20 protein-coding genes are annotated in these 23373 nt (G+C 72.8%); 17 read left to right on the top strand and 3 right to left on the bottom strand.

The annotated features are described in order from the left end of the window. Positions 1-13: 13 nt before the first annotated feature. Genes QM626_RS10345 through QM626_RS10335 form a run of 3 tightly spaced genes read left to right on the top strand, consistent with a single transcriptional unit; the run spans position 14 to position 2584 of the window. Positions 14-664 (top strand): NAD(P)-dependent oxidoreductase, encoded by a 651-nt coding sequence (locus QM626_RS10345; protein WP_415076680.1) that lies wholly within the window; start codon positions 14-16, stop codon positions 662-664. A gap of 53 nt (positions 665-717) precedes the next feature. Beyond that, positions 718-1296 carry a phosphoribosyltransferase family protein gene (locus tag QM626_RS10340; RefSeq protein WP_415076678.1) on the top strand — a complete coding sequence of 193 codons (579 nt, stop codon included), beginning with the start codon at positions 718-720 and terminating at the stop codon, positions 1294-1296. Between the two features lie 4 nt (positions 1297-1300). Next, positions 1301-2584: an amidohydrolase family protein gene (locus QM626_RS10335; RefSeq protein WP_415076676.1), complete on the top strand. Its 1284-nt coding sequence runs from the start codon at positions 1301-1303 to the stop codon at positions 2582-2584. Positions 2585-2589: 5 nt separating this feature from the next. On the opposite strand, the gene QM626_RS10330 is transcribed toward QM626_RS10335, so the two are convergent. Together QM626_RS10330 and QM626_RS10325 are read right to left on the bottom strand one after the other, a co-directional pair. Further along, a complete protein-coding gene (locus QM626_RS10330) occupies positions 2590-3450 on the bottom strand; it encodes a sulfurtransferase (protein ID WP_415076674.1) in 861 nt (286 codons plus the stop codon). Further along, the gene (locus QM626_RS10325) at positions 3443-3808 is read right to left on the bottom strand and encodes a carboxymuconolactone decarboxylase family protein (RefSeq protein ID WP_415076672.1); all 366 of its coding nucleotides are present in this window, start codon (positions 3806-3808) and stop codon (positions 3443-3445) included. The genes QM626_RS10330 and QM626_RS10325 overlap by 8 nt, the downstream gene beginning before the upstream one ends. A gap of 174 nt (positions 3809-3982) precedes the next feature. On the opposite strand from QM626_RS10325, the gene QM626_RS10320 reads away from it, so the two are divergent. After that, positions 3983-4858: a LysR family transcriptional regulator gene (locus QM626_RS10320; protein WP_415076670.1), complete on the top strand. Its 876-nt coding sequence runs from the start codon at positions 3983-3985 to the stop codon at positions 4856-4858. 15 nt (positions 4859-4873) lie between these two features. Continuing rightward, entirely contained in the window at positions 4874-5941 is a 1068-nt protein-coding gene (locus tag QM626_RS10315) for an LLM class flavin-dependent oxidoreductase (RefSeq protein WP_415076668.1), read from the top strand. 109 nt (positions 5942-6050) lie between these two features. Here the strand turns inward: QM626_RS10315 and QM626_RS10310 are convergent, their stop codons facing one another. Next, a complete protein-coding gene (locus tag QM626_RS10310) occupies positions 6051-8339 on the bottom strand; it encodes a molybdopterin-dependent oxidoreductase (RefSeq protein WP_415076666.1) in 2289 nt (762 codons plus the stop codon). Positions 8340-8479: 140 nt separating this feature from the next. Here QM626_RS10310 and QM626_RS10305 point away from each other — a divergent pair, with 140 nt between their 5' ends. The 12 genes from QM626_RS10305 to QM626_RS10250 form a co-directional block, all read left to right on the top strand. Continuing rightward, a complete protein-coding gene (locus tag QM626_RS10305) occupies positions 8480-9700 on the top strand; it encodes an LLM class flavin-dependent oxidoreductase (protein WP_415076664.1) in 1221 nt (406 codons plus the stop codon). Then, positions 9697-10863 (top strand): acyl-CoA dehydrogenase family protein, encoded by a 1167-nt coding sequence (locus tag QM626_RS10300; RefSeq protein WP_415076662.1) that lies wholly within the window; start codon positions 9697-9699, stop codon positions 10861-10863. The genes QM626_RS10305 and QM626_RS10300 overlap by 4 nt, the downstream gene beginning before the upstream one ends. Further along, positions 10860-12500 carry an ABC transporter substrate-binding protein gene (locus tag QM626_RS10295; RefSeq protein WP_415076660.1) on the top strand — a complete coding sequence of 547 codons (1641 nt, stop codon included), beginning with the start codon at positions 10860-10862 and terminating at the stop codon, positions 12498-12500. The genes QM626_RS10300 and QM626_RS10295 overlap by 4 nt, the downstream gene beginning before the upstream one ends. Before the next feature lie 268 nt (positions 12501-12768). Continuing rightward, entirely contained in the window at positions 12769-14421 is a 1653-nt protein-coding gene (locus tag QM626_RS10290; protein WP_415076658.1) for an ABC transporter substrate-binding protein, read from the top strand. Positions 14422-14476: 55 nt separating this feature from the next. Next, positions 14477-15496, top strand: coding sequence for an ABC transporter permease (locus QM626_RS10285; RefSeq protein ID WP_415076656.1), 1020 nt, complete (start codon positions 14477-14479; stop codon positions 15494-15496). Then, a complete protein-coding gene (locus QM626_RS10280; RefSeq protein ID WP_415076654.1) occupies positions 15496-16389 on the top strand; it encodes an ABC transporter permease in 894 nt (297 codons plus the stop codon). Before QM626_RS10285 ends, QM626_RS10280 begins: the two co-directional genes overlap by 1 nt. A gap of 1 nt (position 16390) precedes the next feature. Further along, positions 16391-18034, top strand: a complete 1644-nt coding sequence (locus QM626_RS10275) for a dipeptide ABC transporter ATP-binding protein (RefSeq protein WP_415076652.1) — start codon at positions 16391-16393, stop codon at positions 18032-18034. 16 nt (positions 18035-18050) lie between these two features. After that, positions 18051-19199 (top strand): LLM class flavin-dependent oxidoreductase, encoded by a 1149-nt coding sequence (locus tag QM626_RS10270; protein ID WP_415076650.1) that lies wholly within the window; start codon positions 18051-18053, stop codon positions 19197-19199. A gap of 31 nt (positions 19200-19230) precedes the next feature. Next, positions 19231-20361 (top strand): LLM class flavin-dependent oxidoreductase, encoded by a 1131-nt coding sequence (locus tag QM626_RS10265; RefSeq protein ID WP_415076648.1) that lies wholly within the window; start codon positions 19231-19233, stop codon positions 20359-20361. Next, the gene (locus QM626_RS10260) at positions 20358-21368 is read left to right on the top strand and encodes an alpha-hydroxy acid oxidase (protein WP_415076646.1); all 1011 of its coding nucleotides are present in this window, start codon (positions 20358-20360) and stop codon (positions 21366-21368) included. The genes QM626_RS10265 and QM626_RS10260 overlap by 4 nt, the downstream gene beginning before the upstream one ends. After that, positions 21365-22333 carry a ketopantoate reductase family protein gene (locus QM626_RS10255; protein WP_415076644.1) on the top strand — a complete coding sequence of 323 codons (969 nt, stop codon included), beginning with the start codon at positions 21365-21367 and terminating at the stop codon, positions 22331-22333. Before QM626_RS10260 ends, QM626_RS10255 begins: the two co-directional genes overlap by 4 nt. Beyond that, positions 22330-23373, top strand: a 1044-nt coding sequence (locus QM626_RS10250; protein WP_415076642.1) for an ABC transporter transmembrane domain-containing protein, incomplete at its 3' end; no start/stop codon positions are given. The genes QM626_RS10255 and QM626_RS10250, both read left to right, overlap by 4 nt.

Here is a 23373-nt window from a genome sequence, read left to right as displayed (position 1 = left end):
GTTTGCTTTCCTCATGAGCAGACGAATCTCCATCTTCGGCGGTACCGGATACGCGGGCGGCAACATCGTGCGCGACGCGGCGGGGCGCGGTCACGCGGTCACCTCCTACAGTCGCGGCGGCGCCGCCGACGAGCCGGTCGCCGGTGTCGCCTATGAGACGGGCACCCTGACCGATGCCGAGCTGGTGGCACGGGTGGCAGCCGACAGCGACGACGTGGTGGTCGCGGTGCACGGCGGCGACGTCGACGGCCAGCGGCTGGTCGACATCCTGCCCTCGCTGATCGACGCCGCGATCGCCGGGGGCGCCCGGCTGTCGTTCGTCGGCGGGGCGGGCAGCGCGCTGGTCGCCGAGGGCGGTCCGCGCCTGGTGGACACCCCGGAGTTCCGCGAGGAGTGGAAGCCCGAGGCGCTCTCGCACGCGGCGGTGCTCGAGGCGCTGCGGGAGAGCCCCGCCGAGCTCGACTGGTTCTATGTGTCGCCCGCCGCCCTGTTCGGGAAGTTCGCGCCCGGCGAGACGACGGGGGCCTACCGCACCGGCGGCGACCTGCTGGTCACGAAGGACGACGGCAGCTCCGAGATCTCGGGCACCGACTTCGCACGTGCCTTCGTCGACGAGATCGAGCAGCGCAACCACCCGCGTCAGCGCTTCACGACCGGGCACTGAGCAGCATCCCCGGCGAAACGCGGCCGTCATGAGCGGGGCGTAGCGTCGCGGGCATGCCCGTCATCCCGACCACCTACGTCGCGACGGTCGGCAGCCAGCAGGTCGAGCTGCCGATCGTTGCCGTGTCCCCCGACCTCTCGATCGCGCTGATGATGGTCATCGACCACGGCGTGCGGTTCGTCGAGACCGCCGGGGAGGAGCTCGCCGGCCATTTCGCGGCGGCGCGGCCGGAGGTCGTCGTCGCGCCGGCGACGCTCGGCATCCCGGTCGCGATCGCGGTCACGCGTGCGCTGGGGCTCGACGACTACGTCATCCTGCAGAAGACCCGCAAGGTGCATCTGGGCGATGCGCTCGAGGCGCCCGTGCATGCGATCACGAGCACCTCGGGGCAGGCGCTGCTGCTCGACCGGGCACGGCTGGGGGACGTCGCCGGGCACCGGGTGCTGTTCGTGGACGACGTGATCTCCACCGGCTCGTCCTCGGGCGCCGCGCTCGCGCTGCTCGAGGAGGCGGGAGCCGAGATCGTCGGCGTCGGGGCGCTGCTGGCCGAGGGCGACGGCTGGCCGGACGCGCTCTCGGCGTACGAGGACCGGCTGTTCGCGCTCGGCCGCATCCCGCTGTTCCCGCGCTGAGCGCATGCACGACCTCGTCGTCGAGAACGCGGTCATCGTCACGGTGGACGCCGCCCGCTCCGTCGTGCGCGGGTGGCTCGCCGTCGACGACGGCGTCGTCGCCGCGCTCGGCTGCGGCACGGCGCCCGCGGCACGCGATCGCATCGACGCCGGCGGCGGCATCCTGCATCCGGGGTTCGTCAGCGCCCACCAGCACACGATGGACACGCTCGGCCGGGCCGGACACGGCGAGGTGCAGGAGTTCTTCGACTGGCTCCTCGGCACGTACTACGGCACGGTGCTCGGCTGTCGGCCGGCGGACGCCGCCCGTGCCGCGGGACTCGCGGCCCGCGACCTCGCCCGTGCCGGCATCACCACGGTGCTCGACTGCTGGGGCGTGGGCGAGGCCGGCTCCGAGCGTGCGCGCGGATGCCTGGCCGCCACCGCCGAGGTCGCCGCATCGAGCGGGCTGCGGTGGATCCTCGCGCCGATGGTCTCAGACCGGCTGCCGCCGGAGTGGACGCCGATGCTCGACGAGGCCGGATTCGCGCCCGAGGCGCTCATCGCACCGACCTCGACGGCGCTCGCGTTCGCCGCGGACGCTCTCACCCTCGGCCGTGGCCGTCTCGAGGTGTGGACCAGCGCCGAGCTGCCCGAGATGGCGTCCGATCGGCTGCTGGCGGGTCTCGCGGCGCTGACCGCCGACGCGGGGAGCGGTTTCACCACGCACCTCTGCGCCTCCGGCCCGGGCGCCGTCGACGCCGCCGGCGAACGCGCGGTCGCGCGTCTGGGCCGTCTGGGGCTGCTGCGCCCCGGCAGCGTGGGCGCACACCTGACGCACACGGATGCGGCGGATCGGCGCATGCTCGCGGCATCCGGTGCCGGCGCCGTGCACTGCGCCACCGCGACGATGCTCGGCGGCGGCGGTCGCAGCCCGCTCGGCGAGCTCGTCGCCGCCGGCGTCCCGGTCGGGCTGGGCCTGGACAACGCGACGCTGAACGCGACCGCCGACATGGGCGCCGAGATGCGCCACGTCCTCATGTTCGACCGTGCCTGCGGCACCTCCTCTCGGCGCGCCACCGCGGCCGACGCGCTCGCGCACGCCACGATCCACGGGGCGCGTGCGCTCGGCATGGCGGACCGGATCGGCTCGCTCGAGCCGGGCAAACGGGCCGACCTGGTGCTCGTGGACACCGCCGGGTCGCACTTCGATCCTCGGCGCGACCCGGCGACGGCGCTCGTGCTGCAGGCGCGGGTCGACGATATCCGCCTCGTCCTGGTGGACGGGGCACCCGTCTACGCGCGCTGAAGGGCTCAGCGGGGACTGTCGCCGGTCGCGACCGGCAGCTCCGGATGGTTGGACCACTGGCTCCAGGACCCGGGGAAGACCCGTGCCTCGTAGCCGGCCAGGGTCAGCGCCACGGCCTGGTGCGCGGCGGTGACGCCCGATCCGCAGTACACGCCGACCGGCGCGTCGTCGCGGGCGCCGAGCGCGGCGAAGCGCTCGCGCAGCGCCGCGGGGTCCAGGAAGCGGCCGGCGGCGTCCACGTTCTCGGTCGTCGGCGCGCTCACCGCGCCCGGGACGTGGCCGGCGCGCGGGTCGATCGGCTCGACGTCGCCGCGATAGCGCTCCGCGGCGCGGGCGTCCAGCAGCAGGTCGGCCTCCGCGAAGGCGGCGACGTCGTCCAGCGGCAGCACCGGCAGCGCGCCGTAGGCGAGCTCGACATGGCCCGGTGCCGGCGGCGTGCCGGCGCCGGTCTCGACCGGAAGGCCCGCGCCGGTCCATGCCCGCAGCGAACCGTCCAGGATGCGGACGTCCTCCAGGCCGGCGTAGCGCAGCAGCCACCACGCCCGCGCGCTGGACAGGTTCTTCAGGTCGTCGTAGACGACGACCGTGTCGCCCGGATCGATGCCCCAGCGACGCGCGGCGGTCTGCAGCGTGTCGACCGGGGGCAGCGGATGCCGTCCGTCGGCCGGCTCGCCGTGCTCGGCGAGCTCGTGGTCGAGGTCGACGTAGACGGCGCCCGGGATGTGCCCGGCCTCGAACTCGGGCCGGCCGTCGGGGCGGTCGAGGCGCCACCGCACGTCCAGCAGCCGCACCGGGCCGCCGTCGGCGTAGCCGCCGGCCTGCGTCGCGGCGCGCAGCTCGTCGACCGTGGTGAGGATCTCAGCCATGTGCGTGTCCCGCCCCCTCGAGCTCATGGATGCCGGAGAGCTTGAACGCGAGGCGGCCGTGCGCGAACCCGCCGCCGGCGCGGATCGCGGTCGCCACCCACGCGGCCTCGGCCAGTTCGGCCTTGCTCGCGCCGGCGCGGACCGCCGCCTGCGAGTGGGCGTCGATGCAGTAGGTGCACTGGGTCGTGATCCCCACCGCCAGCGCGATCAGCTCCCGGTACTTCAGCGGGATCTCGCGGCCCTCGGCGGCGAACACCGCGTTGTTGAAGTCGTTGAACGACGCCAGGACGTCCGGCGTGGTCTCTTTGTAGTCGCGGGTGTAGGCGCGATCGCCCTCGCGGTCGAAGAAGTCGGTCATATCGATCGAGCCTAGGAACCGTCGCCGGGCGGGGACAACATGGCTTTCATATGGCGACTCATCGCGGATGACGATGGGTCCGACCGCCCGTGGCGGCGACGGCCGTCGTAGGGTAGATGACCGCGTATGACCTCCGGATGAGGGATTCTGCGCGTTACGCCGTATCGTCGCGGCATGCCCGAGACGCTCGACATCATCCAGCTGCGCACCTTCGTCGCCATCGACGAGTGCGGCGGCTTCGGGCGCGCGGCATCCGCCCTGCATATGAGCCAGCCCACGGTCAGCCAGCATGTGCGCTCCCTCGAGCGCCGGCTGTCGCAGCAGCTCGTCGAGCGCGACGGGCGCAAGGCCCGGTTCACCCTGGCGGGCTCGAAGCTGCTCGCCGAGGCGCGTCGCATCCTCGCGGTGCACGACGAGGCCCTCGCGCGTCTGGACGTCACCCGCAGCTCCACGATCGTCGTCGGCTCGACCGAGACGGCCGCCGAGCAGGTGCTGCCCGAGCTGCTGCGCCGCCTGCATGCGGCCTACCCGGAGCGTCAGGTGCAGTTCCACATCGACCGGTCGACGCAGATGACCGAGGCCGTCGCCAAGGGCACGATCGACCTGGCCATCGTGCTCGACACCGGGCAGACGATCTCCGGCCCCGAGGTCGGCAGCCTGCCGTTGAACTGGTACGCCTCGCCCGGATGGACGCCGCCCGCCGACGACGAGGCCGTGCCGCTGGTCGCGTACGTCGAGCCGTGCGGGATGCGTCAACGCGCGCTCGGCGAGCTGAACGCGCGCGGCCGTCGCGTCGAGATCGCCGCGGAGTCGGGATCGTTGGAGGGCGTGATCGCCGCGGCCCGCGCCGGCCTCGGCGTCGCGGTGCTGCCCAGCGCCGGCAAAGCCCCCGCGGGCCTGGTCGCCCGCCATGATTTCCCCGACCTGGGTCAGATCTTCGTGCGCTTGATCACGCGGCGCGGTCTCGACGCCGACGTGGAGGAGGCGGCGCTGGAGGCCCTCGACGGGTTCTTCGCGGTGCGCGGCTACGTGCACGCCGTGTCCGCGTAGGTCGCGATCGTCGTCATGCCCGTCGAGTTCGTCCACTCGTTCCTGCAGGCCATCAGCGCGAAAGGCGACGGCGCCCGGCGGAAGTCGATCGATCCGGCACGCGCCGACCGGTACGCCAGAGCGCTGGACGAGTGGGGCTTCGACTACACCCTCCTCGGCTACAGCTCGGACGGATCCGATCCCTTCGTGGTCGCCTCCCGGGTGCTCGCACGCACCGAGCGGCTCAAGACGGTCGTCGCGCTGCGGCCGAACATCACGCATCCGACGGTCGCCGCGCAGGCCCTGGCGACCCTCGACCAGCTCGGCGGCGGCCGCACGATCGTGCACATCATCTCCGGCGGCAGCGACGCGGAGCAGCGCCGACAGGGCGACTATCTCGACAAGTCGCGGCGGTACGCCCGCTCCGCGGAGTACATCGAGCTGCTGCGCCGGGTGTGGACCGAGCGCGCGCCGTTCTCGCACCAGGGCGAGTTCTACCGGTTCGAGGACTTCGGCCCCGGCTCGCAGCCGGTCTCGGGCGCCCCGCTGCCGATCTCGATCGGCGGCGCCTCGGACGACGCGTTCCGGGTGGGCAGCGCGCACGCCGACGTCTTCACCCTCTGGGGTGAGCCGCTGGCCGAGACGGCGGAGCAGATCGCGAGGGTGCGCGCGCTCGCCGCCGACGCCGGGCGGGATCCCGGCTCGATCCGGTTCTGGGTGACGTTCCGTCCGATCGTCGCCGAGACCGAGGAACTCGCCTGGCGCCGGGCCGAACGCCTCGTCGCGGGCGCGGCGGGCCGCTTCATCCCCGGCAACGGCGACGCGCGCACCAACGTGGGATCGGTGCGGCTGGAGCAGATCGCGGCCCGGGGCGAGCGCCACGACCGCAACCTGTGGATCCCGCGGGCGATCGCCGGCCGCGGCGGCGCCTCGTCGCTCGTGGTCGGGACCCCCGAGACGATCGCCGACACGATCCTCGACTACGTCGCCCTCGGCGCCGATCTCATCAGCCTGCCGAGCGTCGGCGACCTCGACGAGGCGGTCGACTCCGGGCGCTACATCATCCCGCTGGTCCGCGAGCGGCTGGCCGCAGCCGCGGCCTGAGGGCGCTGCCCGTACGCGGCTGACGCAGGATCACACCAGCGTCGCAGGATTCCGCCCAGATCCTGCGACATCCGCGTGATCCTGCGACGCTCGCGCGAACGACGCCGCGTCACGACTTCGCGAACCGGGGCGGCTCGTAGGCGCGCACCGGCGGCGGCTCGCCGTCGTATCGTTCGACCCGCACCCGGACACGGGCACCGTTGGAGGCCTGCGTCAGCGTCGAGGTGCCGACGTCGCGGGTGAGCACGTTCACGTTGCCGTTCACGCAGTCGGCGACCTCGGGGGCGCTCGGGTCGAACCAGGCGCCGGTGTGCATCTGCGCGACACCGGGCAGCAGCGCGTCCGTCACCACGACGCCGGCCAGGATGCTGCCCTGCGCGCTGCGCACCAGGGCGACCGAGCCCGCCACCAGCCCGCGGGCGGCCGCGTCGTCGGGGTGCAGCCGGATCGGCTCCCGTCCGGCGACCTTGGTGGACTGGCTCGCGACTCCCATGTCGAGCTGCGAGTGCAGCCGGTGCGACGGCTGGGTGCACAGCAGCTCGAGGTCGAACCGGGCGTCACGCGGGGCGGGCGGGCGCCACACCGCGTGCCCGGCGACATCCGGCAGGGCGAAGGCGTCGAGGGTCTGGCTGAACAGCTCGATCCGGCCGCTGGGAGTCGCGAGCGGATGGCCGACAGGGTCGGCGCGGAAGCGCGCGAACGCCCCGTCGGCGTACGGCACCTGCGGCAGCGGCGTGCCGCCGGCGGCCCAGAACTCGGCGAACGGCGGTGCCTCGGGGGAGTCGGGACGCTCACGCCACTCCTCGTAGATGCGCTCCAGCCACTCGCGCGAGCCCAGACCGCCCGCGAAGTCGATCCCCAGACGCTCGGCCAGCCGGGCGTAGACCCAGAACTCCTCCCGCGCCTGCCCGGCCGGCGCCACCACGCGCGGCATGGCCCGCAGCCGGGCGTCCCCGGGGCCGGCGGCGATGTCCTCGCGCTCGAGCGTGTTCGCCGCCGGCAGCACGATGTCGGCGTGCCGCGCCGTCGGCGTCCAGTGGAACTCGTGCACGACCAGGGTGTCCAGCCGCGCGAACGCGCGCCGCAGCCGTCGCAGGTCCTGATGGTGGTGGAACGGGTTCCCGCCCGCCCAGTACGCGAGCCGGATGTCGGGGAGGGTCAGCACGCCGCCGTCGTAGGGCAGGCGCGCCCCCGGATGCAGGAGCAGGTCGCTGATGCGGGCGCAGGGGATGAAGTCGGCGACCGGGTTGCGTCCCTGCGCGAACGTCGGCAGCCGCACCGGCTCGAAGCCGTTGCCGTAGTCGCCCATCGAGCCGTAGCCGTGGCTGAACCCGCCGCCGGGCAGGCCGATCTGGCCGAGGAACGCCGCGAGCGTCAGCGCGGCGAACACCGCCTGCTCGCCGTCGGCGTGCCGCTGCAGCGAATAGGTGACGTTCACCAGCGTGCGGCCGGCCGCCGCGCGCCGCGCGAGGTCGCGGATCGTCGCCGCCGGGACCCCGCTCACCCTCGCCGCCCACTCCGGTGTCCGAGGCTCCCCGTCCGGCGTCCCGAGCACGTAGGCGCGCACCCGGTCGGCACCGACCGTGTGCGTCGCGAGGAAGGCGTCGTCGGCGAGATGCTCGACCACGAGCGTGTGGATCATGGCGAGGATCACTGCGGCATCCGTGCCCGGCTGCACCCCGACCCACTCCGCGCCGAGCTCGGTCAGCACGTCGTCGCGCTGCGCCGAGAGCGAGACGATGCGGGTGGATGCCGCGACCCGCCGGGCGTGGTCCGACCCGGTGTGCCGGTCGTGGCCGCCGGGGACCACCCAGCCGTTGGAGCGGCGCAGGCCGCCGAAGGTGAGGAAGAGGTCGGTGCTCTCGGCGATCTGCGCCCACGACGCCGGCCGCGCCCGCAGCTCGGCCATCCCGTCGTGGCCGATCAGATGCGGCAGCAGCACGAGACTCGCGCCGCGGCTGTAGTCGTTCACCGAGAAGGTGTAGCCGCCGAACGCGTTGAGGAAGCGGTGCAGCTGGCTCTGCGCGTGGTGGAATCTGCCGGCGCTGCCCCACCCGTACGAGCCGCCGTAGATGGCCTGGTTGCCGTGTTCGCGACGGACCCGCGTCAGCTCGCCGGCGACCAGGTCGAGCACCCGGTTCCAGTCGAGCTCGACGTACTCGTCGTCGGGGTCGCCTCGCCGGGCATCGGGACCGGGGCCGCGCTCGAGCCACCGGCGGCGCACCGCCGGCCGCGTCAGGCGGGAACGGTGGTGCTGCGCGCTCGCGACGTTGCCGATCGCGGGCGACGCGTCCGGGTCGTCGGCGTGCGGACGGCTCGCGCGCAACGTCCTGCGGTCGTCGGAGACCTCGACCTGGAACGTCCCCCAGTGCGCGCTGGACTCCCTCACGGTCGGCATCCGCCCATCCTCCTTCGCCGACCTGTGATCCCGCCCGTGCCGCGACTCACTTCGCAACGCGAGGTCATAGCGACCTCTGATCGTTACGGTTCAGGGATCGCTGTTGGACGGCGGGCGGGTGCGACGCCGAGCATGACAGCATGACCCCTTCCGTCTCCGCCGTCCTCGACGACGCCGTTCCCGCCACCGCGGCGGACGACGTCGAGTTCATCAGCCAGATCCACCTGAATCCCGCCACCGAGCTCGTCCCGACCGGGCAGCGCGGCATCGACCTCGACTACCTCCGCCGCTACGTGCGCGCGCTGGAGGACGGCGGCTTCGACTACACGCTGCTGCCCTACGGCTCCTCGACGGCCGACTCGCTCGCCCTCGCCGGCGCCGTCGGACAGCTCGCCGAGCGGCTCAAGGTCGTGGTGGCTGTCCGTCCGAACATCGCGTTCCCGCTCGTCGTGGCCCAGCAGCTCGCCACGATCGACCAGCTCAACCGCGGTCGCACCGTGGTGCACCTGATCTCGGGCGGCAGCGACGCGGAACAGGCGCGGCAGGGCGACTTCCTGCCCAAGGACCGCCGCTACGCCCGCACCGCGGAGTTCCTGCAGCTGCTCCGCCGGGCGTGGACCGAGACGGCGCCGTTCGACCACGAGGGCGAGTTCTATCGCTTCGAGGGCTTCGGACCCGCCTACCCGACGTATCGCGGCGAGGCACTGCCGATCTCGATCGGCGGCCAGTCGGACGAGGCGTTCCGCATCGGCGGCGAGTTCGCCGACGTGTTCAGCTTCTGGGGCGAGCCGCTGGCCGACATCCGCAGCCAGATCGACCGCGTGGACGCGATCGCGGCGCAGGCCGGCCGCGCCGACCGGCCCCGCTACTGGGTGACGTTCCGTCCGATCATCGGCGCGACCGACGAGCTCGCCTGGGAGAAGGCGCACGACCACCTGGCCCGCATCGAGCGGACCTACCGCGAGGGCGCGTTCTTCGCGAAGGGCATCGCCGCCCCCGGCGCCCCGCAGAACGTCGGCTCCCAGCGCGCCCTCGCGTTCGCCGAGCGGTCAGAGCGGTACGACCGCGCGCTGTGGACGCCGACAGCCGCGGCGACCGGCGGCACCGGGGCGGCCACGGCCCTGGTCGGCAGCCCGGAGACGGTGGCCGCCGCCATCCTCGACTACATCGACCTGGGCGCCTCGCTCGTCTCCATCCGGGGCTACGACAACCTCAACGACCTCGTCGACTACGGCCGTCACGTGCTGCCGCTGGTCCGGGCGGAGCTGGCGCACCGGAAGGCGACCGGGCGGCGCGGCAGCCTGCAGGCCGACCATCCGGGCGGCTTCGCGGAGCCCGCGCCCGCCGGAGCGGACCGGTGAGCACAGTGGATGCCGGGGTGACGCGGTTCACGGCGAGCCCGGACGAGCTGGCCGGGCTGACGGCGTCCGTCGCCCGCACCGCCGAGCACTACGACCTCACGGCCGAGTTCCCGCAGCAGGGGCTGGATGCCGCCCATCGTGCCGGCGTGTTCGCCGCCGTGATCGGCGAGCGGTTCGGCGGCGGCGGGCTGGACGCGATCGAACGCCTCCGCGTGCTGCAGGCGCTCGGGCAGGGCGACCCCTCGGTCGCGCTCATCTTCGCGAACACCCTCGGCACGCACGTCGCCCAGGCGCATCACGACGTGTGGCCGGCCGAGCTGTACGAGCGCGTGCTGGCCGAGACGGCCGCGCGCCCCGTGTCCATCAACACCGCCCGCGCCGAACCCGAGCTCGGCGCGCCCGCGCGCGGCGGGCTGCCCGCCACCACGGCGCGGCGCACGGCATCCGGCTGGGTCGTCTCCGGCCGGAAGGCCTATGTGACGGCGAGCACGGGCCTGGACTATCACCTGGTCTGGGCGAAGACCGACGATCCCACACCGCGGGTCGGTCACGTCATCGTCCCGGGCGACAGCCCCGGGATCGAGGTCGTCCCCACCTGGGACCACCTGGGGCTGCGCGCCAGCGCGACCCACGACGTGATCTACGACGAGGTCGAGGCCCCGACCGAGAACTTCCTGGAGATCCCCTACCAGGGCGTGTACCGCGACCCGGCCGGGCAGGGCGGCGCCCTCGCGCTCGGGCACACCGCCCTGTACGTGGGCGTGGCGCGCGCGGCGCAGGAGTTCTTCCTGCGGTTCGCGAACGAGCGAGTGCCGGCGGCGCTCGGCCGCCCCATCGCCACGACCGAGCGGATCCAGACCGTGGCCGGGGAGATCGAGGCGCAGCTGGTGACCGCCGAGACGCTGCTCTACGACATCACGGCGCGCGCGGTCGCCGGCGACGAGATCGCGATCGCCCGGACGCCGCTGGCGAAGGTGCAGATCGTCCGCGCCGCGGTCGCCGCCGTGGAGACCGCCGTCGCCGCGATCGGCAACCCCGGCCTGACGCGCCACAACCCGCTGCAACGGCACCTGCGCGACGTGCTCTCGGCGCGCGTGCATCCCCCGCAGGAGGACCAGGCGCTCCTGAACGCCGGGCGGCGCGCGCTCGGGGTCGAGTCATGAGACGCGCACCTCTCCGGACGACGCTCGCCGCGGCCGCCGTCGCGGTCGCCGTCGCGCTGCTGGCCGGCTGCACCGGAGCGACCGCGAGCACCTCGAGCGACGACGCCACGCCGAGCAGCGGCGGCGAGCTGGTGCACGCCGTGCCGGCGCTCGCCGACGGCTGGCAGCAGCAGCAGAGCAACAACTGGTACAAGAGCCAGGTCTGGACGCAGCTGGTCGAGACCCTCGTCTACGTCGACGACGAGGGCACCGTGTACCCGTGGCTCGCCGACTCCTGGTCCGAGAGCGACGACGGGCTCACGTACACCTTCCAGATCCACCCCGGGGTGACCTTCTCCGACGGCTCGGCGCTGACGGCGGATGTCGTGGCGCACAACCTCGACGTGCTCGGCCTCGGCGACGTCGACAAGGGGATCAGTCGTTCGCCGATGATCCCGCTGGAGTACGAGAAGGCGACCGCGACCGGCGACCTGACGGTCGAGGTGCAGTTGTCCGGCCCCAATGAGGGCTTCCTCGCCAGCCTCGGCTTCTTCGCGGCGGGCATGCTCTCCGAGGCGACGCTCGACCTGCCGCTGGAGGAGCAGGCGCAGCTCGAGAACGTCGCCGGCACCGGGCCGTTCGTGCTGGAGTCGCAGACGCCCGGGCAGAAGATCACCCTCGTCCGCCGCGACGACTACGACTGGGCGAGCTCGGCGTTCTCCCACACCGGCCCGGCGTATCTGGAGCGCATCGTGTTCATCGCGGTGGACGAGGACGCGTCGCGGCTCGGCGCGCTGGAGTCCGGACAGGTCGACTCGATCCACTATGTCCAGCCCACCGAGGAGGAGCGTCTGGCCGACGCGGGCTGGAACGTGATCCACGCGCCGTACTTCGGCACGCCGATCAACCTCGTCCTGCGTCCGCAGGCCGACATCGTCGACGACGTGCGAGTGCGCCAGGCGATCCAGGTCGGCATCGATCGGCAGGAGCTGGTCGACACGGTCTACAACTCGAGCTGGAAGGCCGCGACCTCCGCGGTGCAGCAGGCCTCGCCCGGCTGGGTCGATCTGAGCGACGAGCTGGCCTACGACCCCGACGCGGCGACCGCCCTGCTCGAGGAGGCCGGCTGGACCACGGTCGGCGACGACGGCATCCGGGTCAAGGACGGGGAGCGGCTGAGCCTCACCGCCTACACGTCGCCGAACCTGAACACGACCTCGCAGCTGCTGGAGCTGATCGCGCAGCAGCTGGCGCAGATCGGCATCGACCTCCAGATCCGCCAGACCGACGCGACGAGCTACAGCGAGGTGTTCAGCGCATCGGCGACGCAGCTGATCCCGACCGCCAACACCTTCCTCGACATCGCGACGCTCAAGCAGTATTGGGGGTCGTCTGCGACCAACCAGTTCCTGCTGCCGTCCGGGGCCGCGGACACCGCGGAGTGGGACGCGCTGCTGAGTCAGGTGGCACAGACCGCGCCGGGCACCCAGGAGCGCGCGGATGCGGCGGCCGCGGTGCAGGAGGCCGCCATCGAGGACGCCTACACCGTGCCGCTGATCGACAACTACCAGGTGTACGTGACCAGCCCCGACGTGCACGACGTGACCACCAACGCGGTCGGGCGACCGTACTTCTACGACACCTGGAAGAGCAGCTGACCGGAGCCGCCGCAACAGAGCGTCACGCGGGACAGGCCCGCCACAGCGGTCGAACGCGGTGACCTCTCCCGGACAGGACCCCGAGAACCCCGGAATTCCGCGGTTCTCGGGGTCTTCGCCTGTCGTCGGAGATCCATCATCCGGACCGATGGAAACCCATCCGTCGTCATGGTTGGACGCATGCGGACGCCGCCGTCGACACTTCCAGGAGCGCCGGAACATCCGTGCCGCAACCCGTCCCCGACACGATCGAAGGAACCCACAGCACATGAACATCACCAGGCGAGGCCGCTGGCGCGGCGCTCTCGCGGCCGCCGTCGCGGTCTCCGTCGCACTTCTGGCCGGTTGCTCCAGCGGGGCGTCGGCCTCGAGCGCCGCCTCCAGCGGCGAGCCCACCGACGGCGGCGACATCGTCTTCCTCATCAACTCGCTCGGCACCACGTGGGTGCCCAACGAGAGCTCGATCTCCAGCTACCAGGGCAACATCTGGGGTCAGGTGACCGACAAGCTCGTGTACGTCGACGACGAGGGCAACGTCAGCCCGTGGATCGCGGAGAGCTGGGAGCAGAACGACGACGCGACCCAGTTCACCCTCCACCTCAAGGACGGCGTGACCTTCTCCGACGGCACGCCGCTCGATGCTGCCGCCGTCGTCGAGAACCTCGACTACTGGGCGTTCGGCGACGCCGACAAGGGCATCGCCGCGGTGGGCCTGTTCCCGAAGACCTACGTGAGCTCCGAGGCGGTCGACGACCTGACCGTCCAGGTGAACTTCAGCGCGTCCACTCTCGGCTTCATCCCGACCCTCGGCTACCACGGGTCGATCCTGGTCGCGCCGTCGACCCTCGCGCTGTCGAAGGAGGAGCAGGGCGACCTGTCCAACTTCGTCGGCTCCGGTCCGTTCACCATCGAGTCCTGGGCGGACGGCGACAACGTCAAGCTCGTCAAGCGTGACGACTACGACTGGGGCCCCGAGGCGCTCGGCCACACCGACGCCGCGTATCTCGACTCCATCACCTTCAAGCAGGTCGCCGAGGCCAGCACGCGCGTGGGCGCCCTCACCTCCGGCCAGGCCGACGTGGTCTACAACATCCAGCCCAGCGAGCTGTCGGGCCTGGAGGACCAGGGCTACACCGTGGGCCTGCCGCGCTACCTCGGGTTCACCAACGGCTACGCGGTCGACACCACGCAGGCGCCTTTCGACGACGTGCTCGTGCGGCAGTCGCTGCAGCACTCGATCGATCGCCAGGAGATCCTGGACACCGTCTACACCGACGGCTGGTATGCCGCGGAGGGGTTCATCCAGAGCAATGTCCCCGAGGCGACCGACCACTCGTCCGAGTTCGAGTACGACGCGGACCAGGCGGCGTCCCTGCTCGACGAGGCGGGCTGGGTGCTGGGCTCCGACGGCGTGCGCACCAAGGACGGCCAGACGCTCTCGGTGACGCTGTACGCGAACCCCTACCTGACCACGTCCGGGTCCATCGACGAGCTCGTGTCGCAGCAGCTGACCGCGCTGGGCTGGGACGTCTCGGTCGAGACCTACGACGTGTCCACCTACAGCGAGAAGGTGATCGCCGGTGCGGTCGCGGCGCCGCTGTCCGAGGTCACCCGCTCGTTCATCGACGTGGGAACCGTCGCCAGCATCCTCACCAGCGCCAACAGCGGCGAGGACTGGTTCGGTCTGGGTGAGACGGATGCCACGCTGAACGACCTGCGCGATCGCATCGCGACCGCCACGGACGAGGACGCGCGCGCCGCGGCCGTCGACGAGCTGCAGACGTACGTGCTCACACAGGGCCTGTTCATCCCGATCACGCAGATCGTGCAGCGGATCTACGTGCAGAACCCCGACCTGCAGGGCGTGACCTACAACGGCGTCGCGATCCCGAACTACTACTCCGCGTATCTGACCAAGTGATCGCGTGCCGGCCGGCGGAGGACATCCGCCGGCCGGCTCTGAACGGAACGAGAGAATGAAGTCGGCCTATCTGATCTACGCAGCCAAGCGGCTGGGCCAGGCCGTCCTGGTCGTGCTGCTGGCCTACGTGCTCACCTTCGTGGTGATCAGCGTGCTTCCCGGCGACCCGCTGAGCACCACCCTGCGCAATCCGGAGAACGGGTTCACCGAGGACCAGATCGCGCAGATGGTCGCCTACTACGGTCTGGACCGGCCCGTGCTGGTGCAGCTGTGGGAGGCGCTGAGCCGGTTCGTCGTCGGCGATCTCGGCATCTCGTTGCGCTCGAGCCTGCCGGTCGCCCGTGTCATCGGGGACGCGCTGCCCTCCACCGTGGCGCTGGCGGTGACGGCGCTGGCCGTCGCGCTCGTGCTCGCCTTCGCCATCGCCTACGGCGTGCAGCTGCTGCCACGCCGCTACGGACAGGGCCTGCTGCGCTCGCTGCCAGCGCTGTTCCTGTCCATCCCGAACTTCGTCATCGGCCTGCTGCTGCTGAACGTGTTCGCGTTCCAGCTCGGACTGTTCTCGGTCATCGACCCGAACAGCCTCTGGGCGACCTTCTTCGCCGCCATCGCTCTCGGCATCCCGGTGTCGGCACAGATCGCCGAGGTGCTCATCACGGGCCTCGACCACGAGTTCCGGCAGGAGTACGCCGTCGTCGCGTACGCCCGCGGACTCGGCCGCACCCGCCTGTTCTTCGCCCATCTGCTCAAGCCGTCCGCGCTGCCGGTGGTCACCGTGATCGCGCTCGCGGTCGGCGAGCTCCTCGGCGCCACCCTGATCACGGAGTCGGTGTTCGGCCGCGCCGGCATCGGCAGCGTCATCCAGAGCGCCGTCTCCACGCAGGATCTGCCGGTGCTGCAGGCGGTCGTCTCGCTCACCGCGCTCGTCTTCGTCACCGTGAACCTGCTCGCCGACCTCGCCTATCCGCTGCTCGACCCGCGCGTGACGCTCCTCGGCCCCGCGGCACGGTCCACCTCCGCGAAGACCGACGAGCACGCGTTCGTCCCCGCTCCGGCGGAGAAAGTGGGTGCCTGATGACCGCTCTCGTCTCGTCCGCCCTGGTCCCCGACCTCCTCGATCCCGAAGAGGGGACGCCGCGCGGTCGTCGCGGTGTCCGCGCGGGCCTTGCCCGGCTGCGCGCCGTTCCGCCGACCGTCCTGCTCTCCTTCCTGGTGCTGCTCGTGGTCATCGCCTGGTCGGTCGCGCCGTCCCTGTTCACGTCGTTCAACCCGGTGGCGGGCGACACGTCCGAGAAGCTGCAGGCGCCGAGCGCCGCGCACTGGTTCGGCACCGACAACCTGGGACGGGACCTCCTGGCGCGTGTCATCTACGGCACCGAGTCCTCGGTGGCGAGCGCCCTCGTGGCCGTCGTCATCGCTGTGGTCGTGGGCGGCGTCATCGGCCTGGTCGCCGGCTTCTTCGGGGGATGGCTCGACGCGACCCTCGCCCGCATCGTCGACGTGCTGCTGGCGATACCGAGCTTCCTGCTCGCGGTCGTGGTGGTCAGCTCGCTCGGCTTCGACACGATCAACGCGGCCATCGCCACCGGCATCTCGGCCGTGGCCGTCTTCGCGAGGGTCATGCGCGCGGAGACGCTGAAGGTGCGGCAGGCCGTCTACGTGGAGTCCTCCGTGCTGCAGGGCGGCTCGCGCTGGCACATCCTGCTCGCGCACGTCCTCCCCAACGCCTCCCGATCCGTGATCGCCCTGTCGGTGCTGCAGTTCGGGATGTCGATCCTCATCATCGCCGGGCTCGCCTTCCTCGGCTACGGCGATCCGCCCCCGGCATCCGACTGGGGTCTGCTGGTCTCGGCCGGCAAGGACTACATGGTCTCCAGTCCCTGGCTGGTCTACGCACCCGCCCTGGTCATCGTCGCCGTCGTGCTGAGCGTGAACCGCATCAGCCGCTGGATCCGGAAGGTGGGCTGACATGTCCTCCACGTCACCCCTGCTGCGCGTGCGCGACCTGTCCGTCTCCTACGGCGGCACGCAGGTCGTCTCGAACGTCGGATTCGAGCTGTCGCGCGGGCAGAGCCTCGCCCTGATCGGCGAGTCCGGCTCGGGCAAGTCCACCATCGCGCGCGCCGTGCTGCGCCTGCTGCCGCGCGACACCGGGAGGGCCACCGGCACGGTCGAGTTCGAGGGCCAGGACACCCTCGCCCTCTCGCTCGGCGCGTTCCGCTCACTGCGCGGCCGTCGGCTCGGCTTCGTGCCGCAGGACCCGGCATCCTCGCTCAACGCCGTGCGCACCATCGGATCGCAGGCGCACGAGGCGGCGGCGTTGACGGGCGAGAAGGACGCGGCGCGCCGCCGGGTCCGCATCCTCGAGGCCTTCGACCGCGTCGGGCTGCCCGACCCGGTGCGCGTGTACCGGTCGTACCCGCACCAGCTGTCCGGCGGCATGCTCCAGCGCGTCCTGATCGGCCTGGCCGTGCTGCCCGAGCCGGCGCTCCTGGTCGCCGACGAGCCGACCAGCGCGCTGGACGTCACGATCCAGAAGCGCATCCTCGACCTGCTGACCGACCTGCGCGGCTCGCTCGGCATCGGCCTGCTGCTGATCACGCACGATCTCGCACTCGCCGCCGAACGCGCCGACTCGCTGCTCGTGCTGAAAGGGGGCACGGTCCAGGAGGCGGGGCCGACCGCCGAGGTGTTCGCGCGGCCGCGCTCGGAGTACGCGGCCGCGCTGCGCGCGGACGTGCCGGCCCTGAACCCGGACCGCTACCGCGAGGTGCTGCGCACCCGGGCGATCGACCCCGAGCGCCTGCAGATCTCGGTGACCGGAGCGGTGAAGGAGTTCACGGTCGACCACTCGGCCCTCCGCGCCGTCGACGACGTGTCGTTCCAGGTGCCGGCCGGCAGCACGCACGCCCTGGTGGGGGAGTCCGGATCGGGCAAGACCACGACCGTGCGGCTCCTGCTCGGCCTCGAGACGCCGGATGCCGGGGAGGTCGTGGTCGCCGGCGAGCCCACCCATGGGCGCAGCCACCGCGAGCTGCGCGCCGCCCGTCGGCACCTGCAGCTCGTCTACCAGAACCCGTTCACCTCGCTGGATCCCACCTGGCGGGTCGAGAAGCTCGTGCAGGAGCCGCTGGACCGCTATCGGGTGGGAGACCGGCGCAGCCGCCGGGAGACCGTGCGCGAGACGCTCGCCGCGGTCGGCCTCACCGAGCAGCTGTGGCGTCGGCATCCGGCCGCCCTCTCCGGCGGTCAGCGGCAGCGCGTCGCCATCGCCCGCGCGCTGGTGCTGCGGCCCGACGTCGTCGTGCTCGACGAGCCGACCAGCGCACTCGACGTCAGCGTGCAGGCCGAGATCCTCGACGTGCTCGTCCGGCTGCAGACAGAGCGGGGCCTGACCTACCTGTTCGTCTCGCACGACCTCGCGCTGGTGCGGCAGGTCGCCGACACCGTGACCGTGCTGCAGAACGGCAAGGTCGTCGAGCAGGGGTCCGCCGTCCGTGTGCTGCGCGACCCGCAGCACGCCTACACGCGTGCGCTCGTCGACGCGATCCCCGACCCGCGCGTGCACGGCGAGGCCTCACCCGCCCGCGAGCGCAACCTGCAGAACGCCTGACCGGAGAGGACCCGTCATGACCGTCGAATTCATCAGCGCCATCAACACCCGTCACGCCGACGAGCTGAACCCGCGCCCCGGCGGGCGGGCGGTCGACCCCGCCTACCTGCGCCGGTACGCCCGCACCCTGGAGGACGCCGGCTTCGACTACACCCTCGTGCCGTACGGCAGCGCGGGCGCCGACTCCTTCGTCATCGCCACGGCGGTCGCGGCGGCGACCGAGCGTCTCAAGCCGCTGGTCGCGGTGCGGCCCAACACGGTGTTCCCGCTGGTCGCGGCCCAGCAGCTGTCGACGCTCGACCAGCTCTCCGAGGGCCGTGCGGTCGTGCACATCATCTCGGGTGGCAGCGACGCGGAGCAGGCTCGGCAGGGCGACTTCCTGAGCAAGGACGAGCGCTACGACCGATCCGAGGAGTGGATCCGCATCGTGCGTCGTGCGTGGACCGAGACCGCGCCGTTCAGCCACGAGGGCCGGCACTACCGGTTCGAGGACTTCGGGCCGGGGCTGCCGACCTTCACCGGGGCGCCGATCCCGATCTCGGTGGGCGGGTCGTCGGACGCCGCCTACCGCGTCGGCGGCGCGCTCGGCGACATCTTCGGCCTGTGGGGCGAGCCGCTGGCCGACACCCGCGAGCAGATCGCACGCGTGAACGAGCAGGCGCGCCTGGCCGGCCGCGCGGACACGCCTCGCATCTGGGTGACCTTCCGGCCGATCATCGCCGAGACCGACGAGCTCGCGTGGGAGAAGGCGCATCGCATCATCGGCACGATCGCGGAGACCTATGCCAACGGGGCGTTCCACAAGCACTACGACAAGGGCGGTGCACCGCAGAACGTCGGCTCGCAGCGTCTGCTGGACGCCGCCGCGCGCGGCGAGGTGCACGACCGGGCGCTGTGGACCCGGCCGGCCGCCGTCACCCGGGCCTCCGGCGCCTCGACCGCCCTGGTGGGCAGCTACGAGACGGTGGCGGCCGCCATCCTCGACTACGTCGACCTGGGCGCGGAGCTCGTCTCCATCCGCGGCTACGACAACCTCAACGACGCGATCGACTACGGCCGTCACATCCTGCCGTTGGTGCGCCAGGAGCTCGCCCACCGCGAGGCCACCGGCCAGCGCGGCCAGGTCGTCGCCCAGCCCGAGTTCGCCGAGGGCGTGCGCGGCTGACGCGCCCCACCACCACAACCGGAGGAATCCCATGCCCGTCGAGTTCGTCAACGCCATCGGCACCCGTCCCCCGGGGCCGCCGAAGACCGGCAACTACTTCACCGAGCCCATCGACCCGGTCTGGCTGCGCCGCTACGCGCGCACGATCGACGAGTTCGGGTTCGACTACACCCTGGTGCCGTACGCGTCGGCCAGCGCCGACCAGTACGTGCTCGCCGCGACGGTGCTCGCGGCGACCGAGCGCCTGAAGACCGTCGTCGCCGTCCGCCCCAACACCGCGTTCCCGACGGTGGCGGCGCAGGCGCTGGCGAGCCTCGACCAGCTCTCCGGCGGCCGGTCGATCGTGCACATCATCTCGGGCAGCAGCGACGAGGAGCAGCGGCGTCAGGGCGACTACCTCGACAAGGAGGCGCGCTACCGTCGCTCGACCGAGTTCGTGCAGGTGCTGCGAGAGGTCTGGACGCACGCCGAGCCGTTCTCGCATCACGGCGAGTTCTACGACTTCGACGACTTCGGCCCCGGCTACCGCACGTTCTCCGGCGGTCCGCTGCCGGTCTCGCTCGGCGGGTCCAGCGAGTACGCCTACGCCGCGGGAGGCGCCGAGGCCGACATCTTCGCGCTGTGGGGCGAGCCGCTCGCGCCGACCGCGGAGCAGATCCAGCGCGTCTACGCGCACGCGCGGGCGGCCGGCCGCACCGACCGCATCCGCTTCTGGGTGACCTTCCGGCCGATCATCGCCGCCACCGACGCGCTGGCCCGCGAGAAGGCGCGCGAGGTCGTCGCGCGGGCTCGCAGCTTCTACGAGAAGGTCCCGAGCGTCGTGACGTCCTCCACGAACGTCGGCAGCGTGCGGCTGCGCGAGATCGCGGAGGAGGCGGAGGAGCACGACGGCGGCGTGCTGTGGACGCCGCGCGGCATCGCCGGCGCCGGGGGCGCGTCGTCGCTGCTCGTGGGCGCGCCCGAGACGATCGCCGAGGCGATCGTGAAGTACGTGGAGCTCGGAGCGGACGTGATCTCGCTGCCGACGCTGGGAGACATCGGCGACGCGATCGACGCGGGGCGCGAGATCATCCCGCTCGTTCGCGCGGAGGTCGCGCGCCGGGGCATCGACCCCGAGCTGACGTTCCGAGCGGCGGACGAGCCCATCCCCGCCGGAGCATGAGCGAGGCGGGGCGGGTCTACCTGGAGGGGGTCGCCGGCGACGGGTCGATCGCGCGGCGCAACCGCGACGACTGGGACCGCTGGTCGATCGTGCCGCGCGTGCTGCGGCAGGTCGGCCCGGCCGATGCCCGATCCGAGGTGCTCGGCATCCTCTCGTCGGCGCCGGTGTGGGTCGCGCCGGTGGCGGCGCAGGGACTCGGACACCCCGAGGCGGAGGTCGCGGTCGCCCGCGCGGCCCGTGCCGCCGGCCTGCCGATCGTGCTCAGCCAGGCGGCGTCGCGGGATGCCGAGGACGTGGCCGCGGCGGCCGGCGTCTACCTGCAGCAGATCTACCTTCCCGAGCACCGGCCGGCGATCGAGCCGTTCCTGGACCGGGTGGTCGCCGCGGGCGCCGCCGGGGTCGTGCTGACGGTCGATCAGCCGGCCTCCCCGCACGTGCATCCGTTCCGGCTCGCCGCGGCCGCGGCGCGTCCGCTGGTCTCGCCGCGCCGTCCGCCCCTGCCGGAGGGCACGCCGCCGGCAGGCGCGCTGCATGTCGCAGACATCGCCTGGCTGGCCGCGCGCACCGGGCTGCCGGTGCTGGTCAAGGGGGTGCTGCACCCCGACGACGCGCGGGCCGCGGTCGAGGCCGGCGCCGCGGGGGTCGTCGTCTCCAACCACGGCGGCCGGCAGATCGGCGGCTCCATCACCAGCGCACGGGCACTGCCCGCCGTCGCGGCGGCGGTCGCGGCGCGGGCCGCGGTCCTGACCGACTCCGGCATCGATGACGCGGACGACGTCTTCCGTGCCGTCGCCCTGGGCGCGGACGCCGTGCTGATCGGCCGCCCCGTCGTGCGTGCGCTGTGGGACGGCGGCGAGGACGCCGCGGCAGCGCTGCTCGCGGAGCTGCGCGACGAGTTCGCGCACAGCCTGCAGCTGGCCGGATACGAGGACGTCGCGGCACTGCGCCGCGCGGGTCGCGGTGCGCTGCGCGCGCTCGACGGCCCGGAGCAGAAGGAGGAACGATGACCGGCAGATACCTGATCGTCGGCGCCGGCGCGCTCGGCGCGCTGCTGGCGGCGCAGTGGGAGAAGGCAGGGGTGCCCGCCGTGCTCGTCGCGCGCGGACGGGCGTTCGAGGCGATCGCCGCGGACGGCGTGCGCGTGCGACGCCCGCAGGGGGACGAGGTCGTCCGCGTCGAGGTGGTCGACTCGATCGACGCGGCCCGACCGCGCGCGGAGGACGCCGTCGTGCTCGCCGTCAAGGCGCAGGACGCCGAGGCGGCCCTCGCGGACATCGCCTGGCGGCCGCTGACCGACGGCGGCGTCGTCGCGGACCTGCCGATCCTGACGCTGCAGAACGGGCTGGCGACCGAGGATGCGGCGCTGCGCCGCTTCGCGCAGGTCGTCGGCGTCTCGGTCGGCATCGCCGCGAGCCACCTCGAGCCGGGCGTCGTCGTCTCGCCCTCGTGGCCGACGATCGGCGTGGCCTGGCTCGGCGGCTATCCGTCGTCGCTGCCGGAGGTCGAGCGCGTCCACCGCGCCGCGTTCGAGCGGGCAGGCTACGCCGCGTTCGTGGAGCCCGACATCGCCGCCGCCAAGCGGCGGAAGCTGCTCGGCAACCTGCGCAACGTCGTGGAGGTCTTCGACGCGTCCGAGGCCGAGATCGACGCCGCCGCGGACGGGCTGCGCGTCGAGGCGCGCGCCGTGTTCGACACGCTCGGCCTGCCGGTCGCGGGCCCCGACCCGCAGGTCCGCCTCGAGATCGGCGAGGTGCCCGGTCATGTCCCGGGACGGCTCTCGACGTGGCAGAGCCTGCAGCGCGGCGCATCCGTGGAGGGCGACTACCTCGCCGGCGAGATCGTGCTGCTGGCCCGGCGCGCCGGACTCGACGCTCCCCGCACCGCGGCGGTGCAGCGCGCGCTGGGAGCGCTCGCGGCATCCGGCGGCGCACCGGGCACGGTGCCGTTGCCGCTGTCGCCCGCCCCCGCGTGAGCGCCCTCCGCGCCGGCACGCTGCTGATGGTGCAGGGGTGCCGTCGGCATCCCTGGGCCACGGCCCTCGCGATGACCGCGGGCGTCGTCAACGGCGGCAGCATGGTCTTCGGCGCCTGGGTGCTGGGAGAGGTCACCGAGCGGTTCGTCGTGCCGACGTTCGCCGCCGGGCAGGTCGTCCCGGCGGCGGCCCTCGCGGCGGCCGCCGCGATCCTCGCGGTGTGCGCCGTGCGCGTCGCGACGATCGTGCTGCGTGCCGTCGGCACCGGCGGCGTCCAGTTCCCGGCGATCGCCGGCGACCGGCGCCGGCTCACCCGGCGCTACCAGCAGCTCGGCCCGGCCTGGCACGAGGGCCATCCGCCCGGCCGGCTCCTCTCGAACGCCGTGTCCGACGTCGAGGCGACATGGCAGCCGATGAACCTGTTCCCGTTCGCGACCGGCATGGTCGCCATGCTCGGTTACGCCCTGGTGAGCATCGCGCTCGCGGACGTGTGGCTCGCGGTCGTCGCCGGCGCGCTCGTGCCGGTGCTGCTGGGGGCGAACCTCTGGTATCAGGCCGCGATGGTGCCGCGCGTGCGCGACGCGCAGCGCGAGCGCGCCGTCGTCAGTGCGGTCGCCACCGAGGACGTCGAGGGCGACGAGGTCATCCGCACCTTCGGCCTCGCCGCGCGGGAGCAGCAGCGCTTCGACGCGGCCACCGCGCGCCTCCGGGACGCGAACGTGCGCGCCGGCGCCGTGTCCGCCGTGTTCACGCCGGTCATCGAGCTGGCCCCGTCCCTCGGCGTGGTCGCCGTGCTCGCCGTGGGCGCGGTCCGCGCCGACACGGGCCAGCTCACGATCGGCGCGCTCGTGCAGGTCGCCTACCTGCTGCTGACGATGGCGATCCCGCTGAGCGTGATCGGCAGCTTCCTCGCGGCGCTGCCGCTGGGCGTGGTCGGCGACGAACGGGTGCGGCACGTGCTGGACGCCCGAGCCGCCGCGCGGGGCGGCGAGCCGTTGCCCGCGGGGCCCCTCGCCGTGCAGGCCCGGGGCGTCGCGGTG

Source organism: Microbacterium sp. (assembly GCF_047606385.1).
GTDB lineage: Bacteria > Actinomycetota > Actinomycetes > Actinomycetales > Microbacteriaceae > Microbacterium.
This window is presented reverse-complemented; position numbering and strand designations above follow the sequence as displayed.

Bases quoted from the DNA above. Each gene is read 5' to 3' on its own strand.
- QM626_RS10345 (WP_415076680.1), top strand. From the start codon at position 14: ATGAGCAGACGAATCTCCATCTTCGGCGGTACCGGATACGCGGGCGGC.
- QM626_RS10340 (WP_415076678.1), top strand. From the start codon at position 718: ATGCCCGTCATCCCGACCACCTACGTCGCGACGGTCGGCAGCCAGCAG.
- QM626_RS10335 (WP_415076676.1), top strand. From the start codon at position 1,301: ATGCACGACCTCGTCGTCGAGAACGCGGTCATCGTCACGGTGGACGCC.
- QM626_RS10330 (WP_415076674.1), bottom strand. From the start codon at position 3,450: ATGGCTGAGATCCTCACCACGGTCGACGAGCTGCGCGCCGCGACGCAG.
- QM626_RS10325 (WP_415076672.1), bottom strand. From the start codon at position 3,808: ATGACCGACTTCTTCGACCGCGAGGGCGATCGCGCCTACACCCGCGAC.
- QM626_RS10320 (WP_415076670.1), top strand. From the start codon at position 3,983: ATGCCCGAGACGCTCGACATCATCCAGCTGCGCACCTTCGTCGCCATC.
- QM626_RS10315 (WP_415076668.1), top strand. From the start codon at position 4,874: ATGCCCGTCGAGTTCGTCCACTCGTTCCTGCAGGCCATCAGCGCGAAA.
- QM626_RS10310 (WP_415076666.1), bottom strand. From the start codon at position 8,339: ATGCCGACCGTGAGGGAGTCCAGCGCGCACTGGGGGACGTTCCAGGTC.
- QM626_RS10305 (WP_415076664.1), top strand. From the start codon at position 8,480: ATGACCCCTTCCGTCTCCGCCGTCCTCGACGACGCCGTTCCCGCCACC.
- QM626_RS10295 (WP_415076660.1), top strand. From the start codon at position 10,860: ATGAGACGCGCACCTCTCCGGACGACGCTCGCCGCGGCCGCCGTCGCG.
- QM626_RS10290 (WP_415076658.1), top strand. From the start codon at position 12,769: ATGAACATCACCAGGCGAGGCCGCTGGCGCGGCGCTCTCGCGGCCGCC.
- QM626_RS10285 (WP_415076656.1), top strand. From the start codon at position 14,477: ATGAAGTCGGCCTATCTGATCTACGCAGCCAAGCGGCTGGGCCAGGCC.
- QM626_RS10280 (WP_415076654.1), top strand. From the start codon at position 15,496: ATGACCGCTCTCGTCTCGTCCGCCCTGGTCCCCGACCTCCTCGATCCC.
- QM626_RS10275 (WP_415076652.1), top strand. From the start codon at position 16,391: ATGTCCTCCACGTCACCCCTGCTGCGCGTGCGCGACCTGTCCGTCTCC.
- QM626_RS10270 (WP_415076650.1), top strand. From the start codon at position 18,051: ATGACCGTCGAATTCATCAGCGCCATCAACACCCGTCACGCCGACGAG.
- QM626_RS10265 (WP_415076648.1), top strand. From the start codon at position 19,231: ATGCCCGTCGAGTTCGTCAACGCCATCGGCACCCGTCCCCCGGGGCCG.
- QM626_RS10260 (WP_415076646.1), top strand. From the start codon at position 20,358: ATGAGCGAGGCGGGGCGGGTCTACCTGGAGGGGGTCGCCGGCGACGGG.
- QM626_RS10255 (WP_415076644.1), top strand. From the start codon at position 21,365: ATGACCGGCAGATACCTGATCGTCGGCGCCGGCGCGCTCGGCGCGCTG.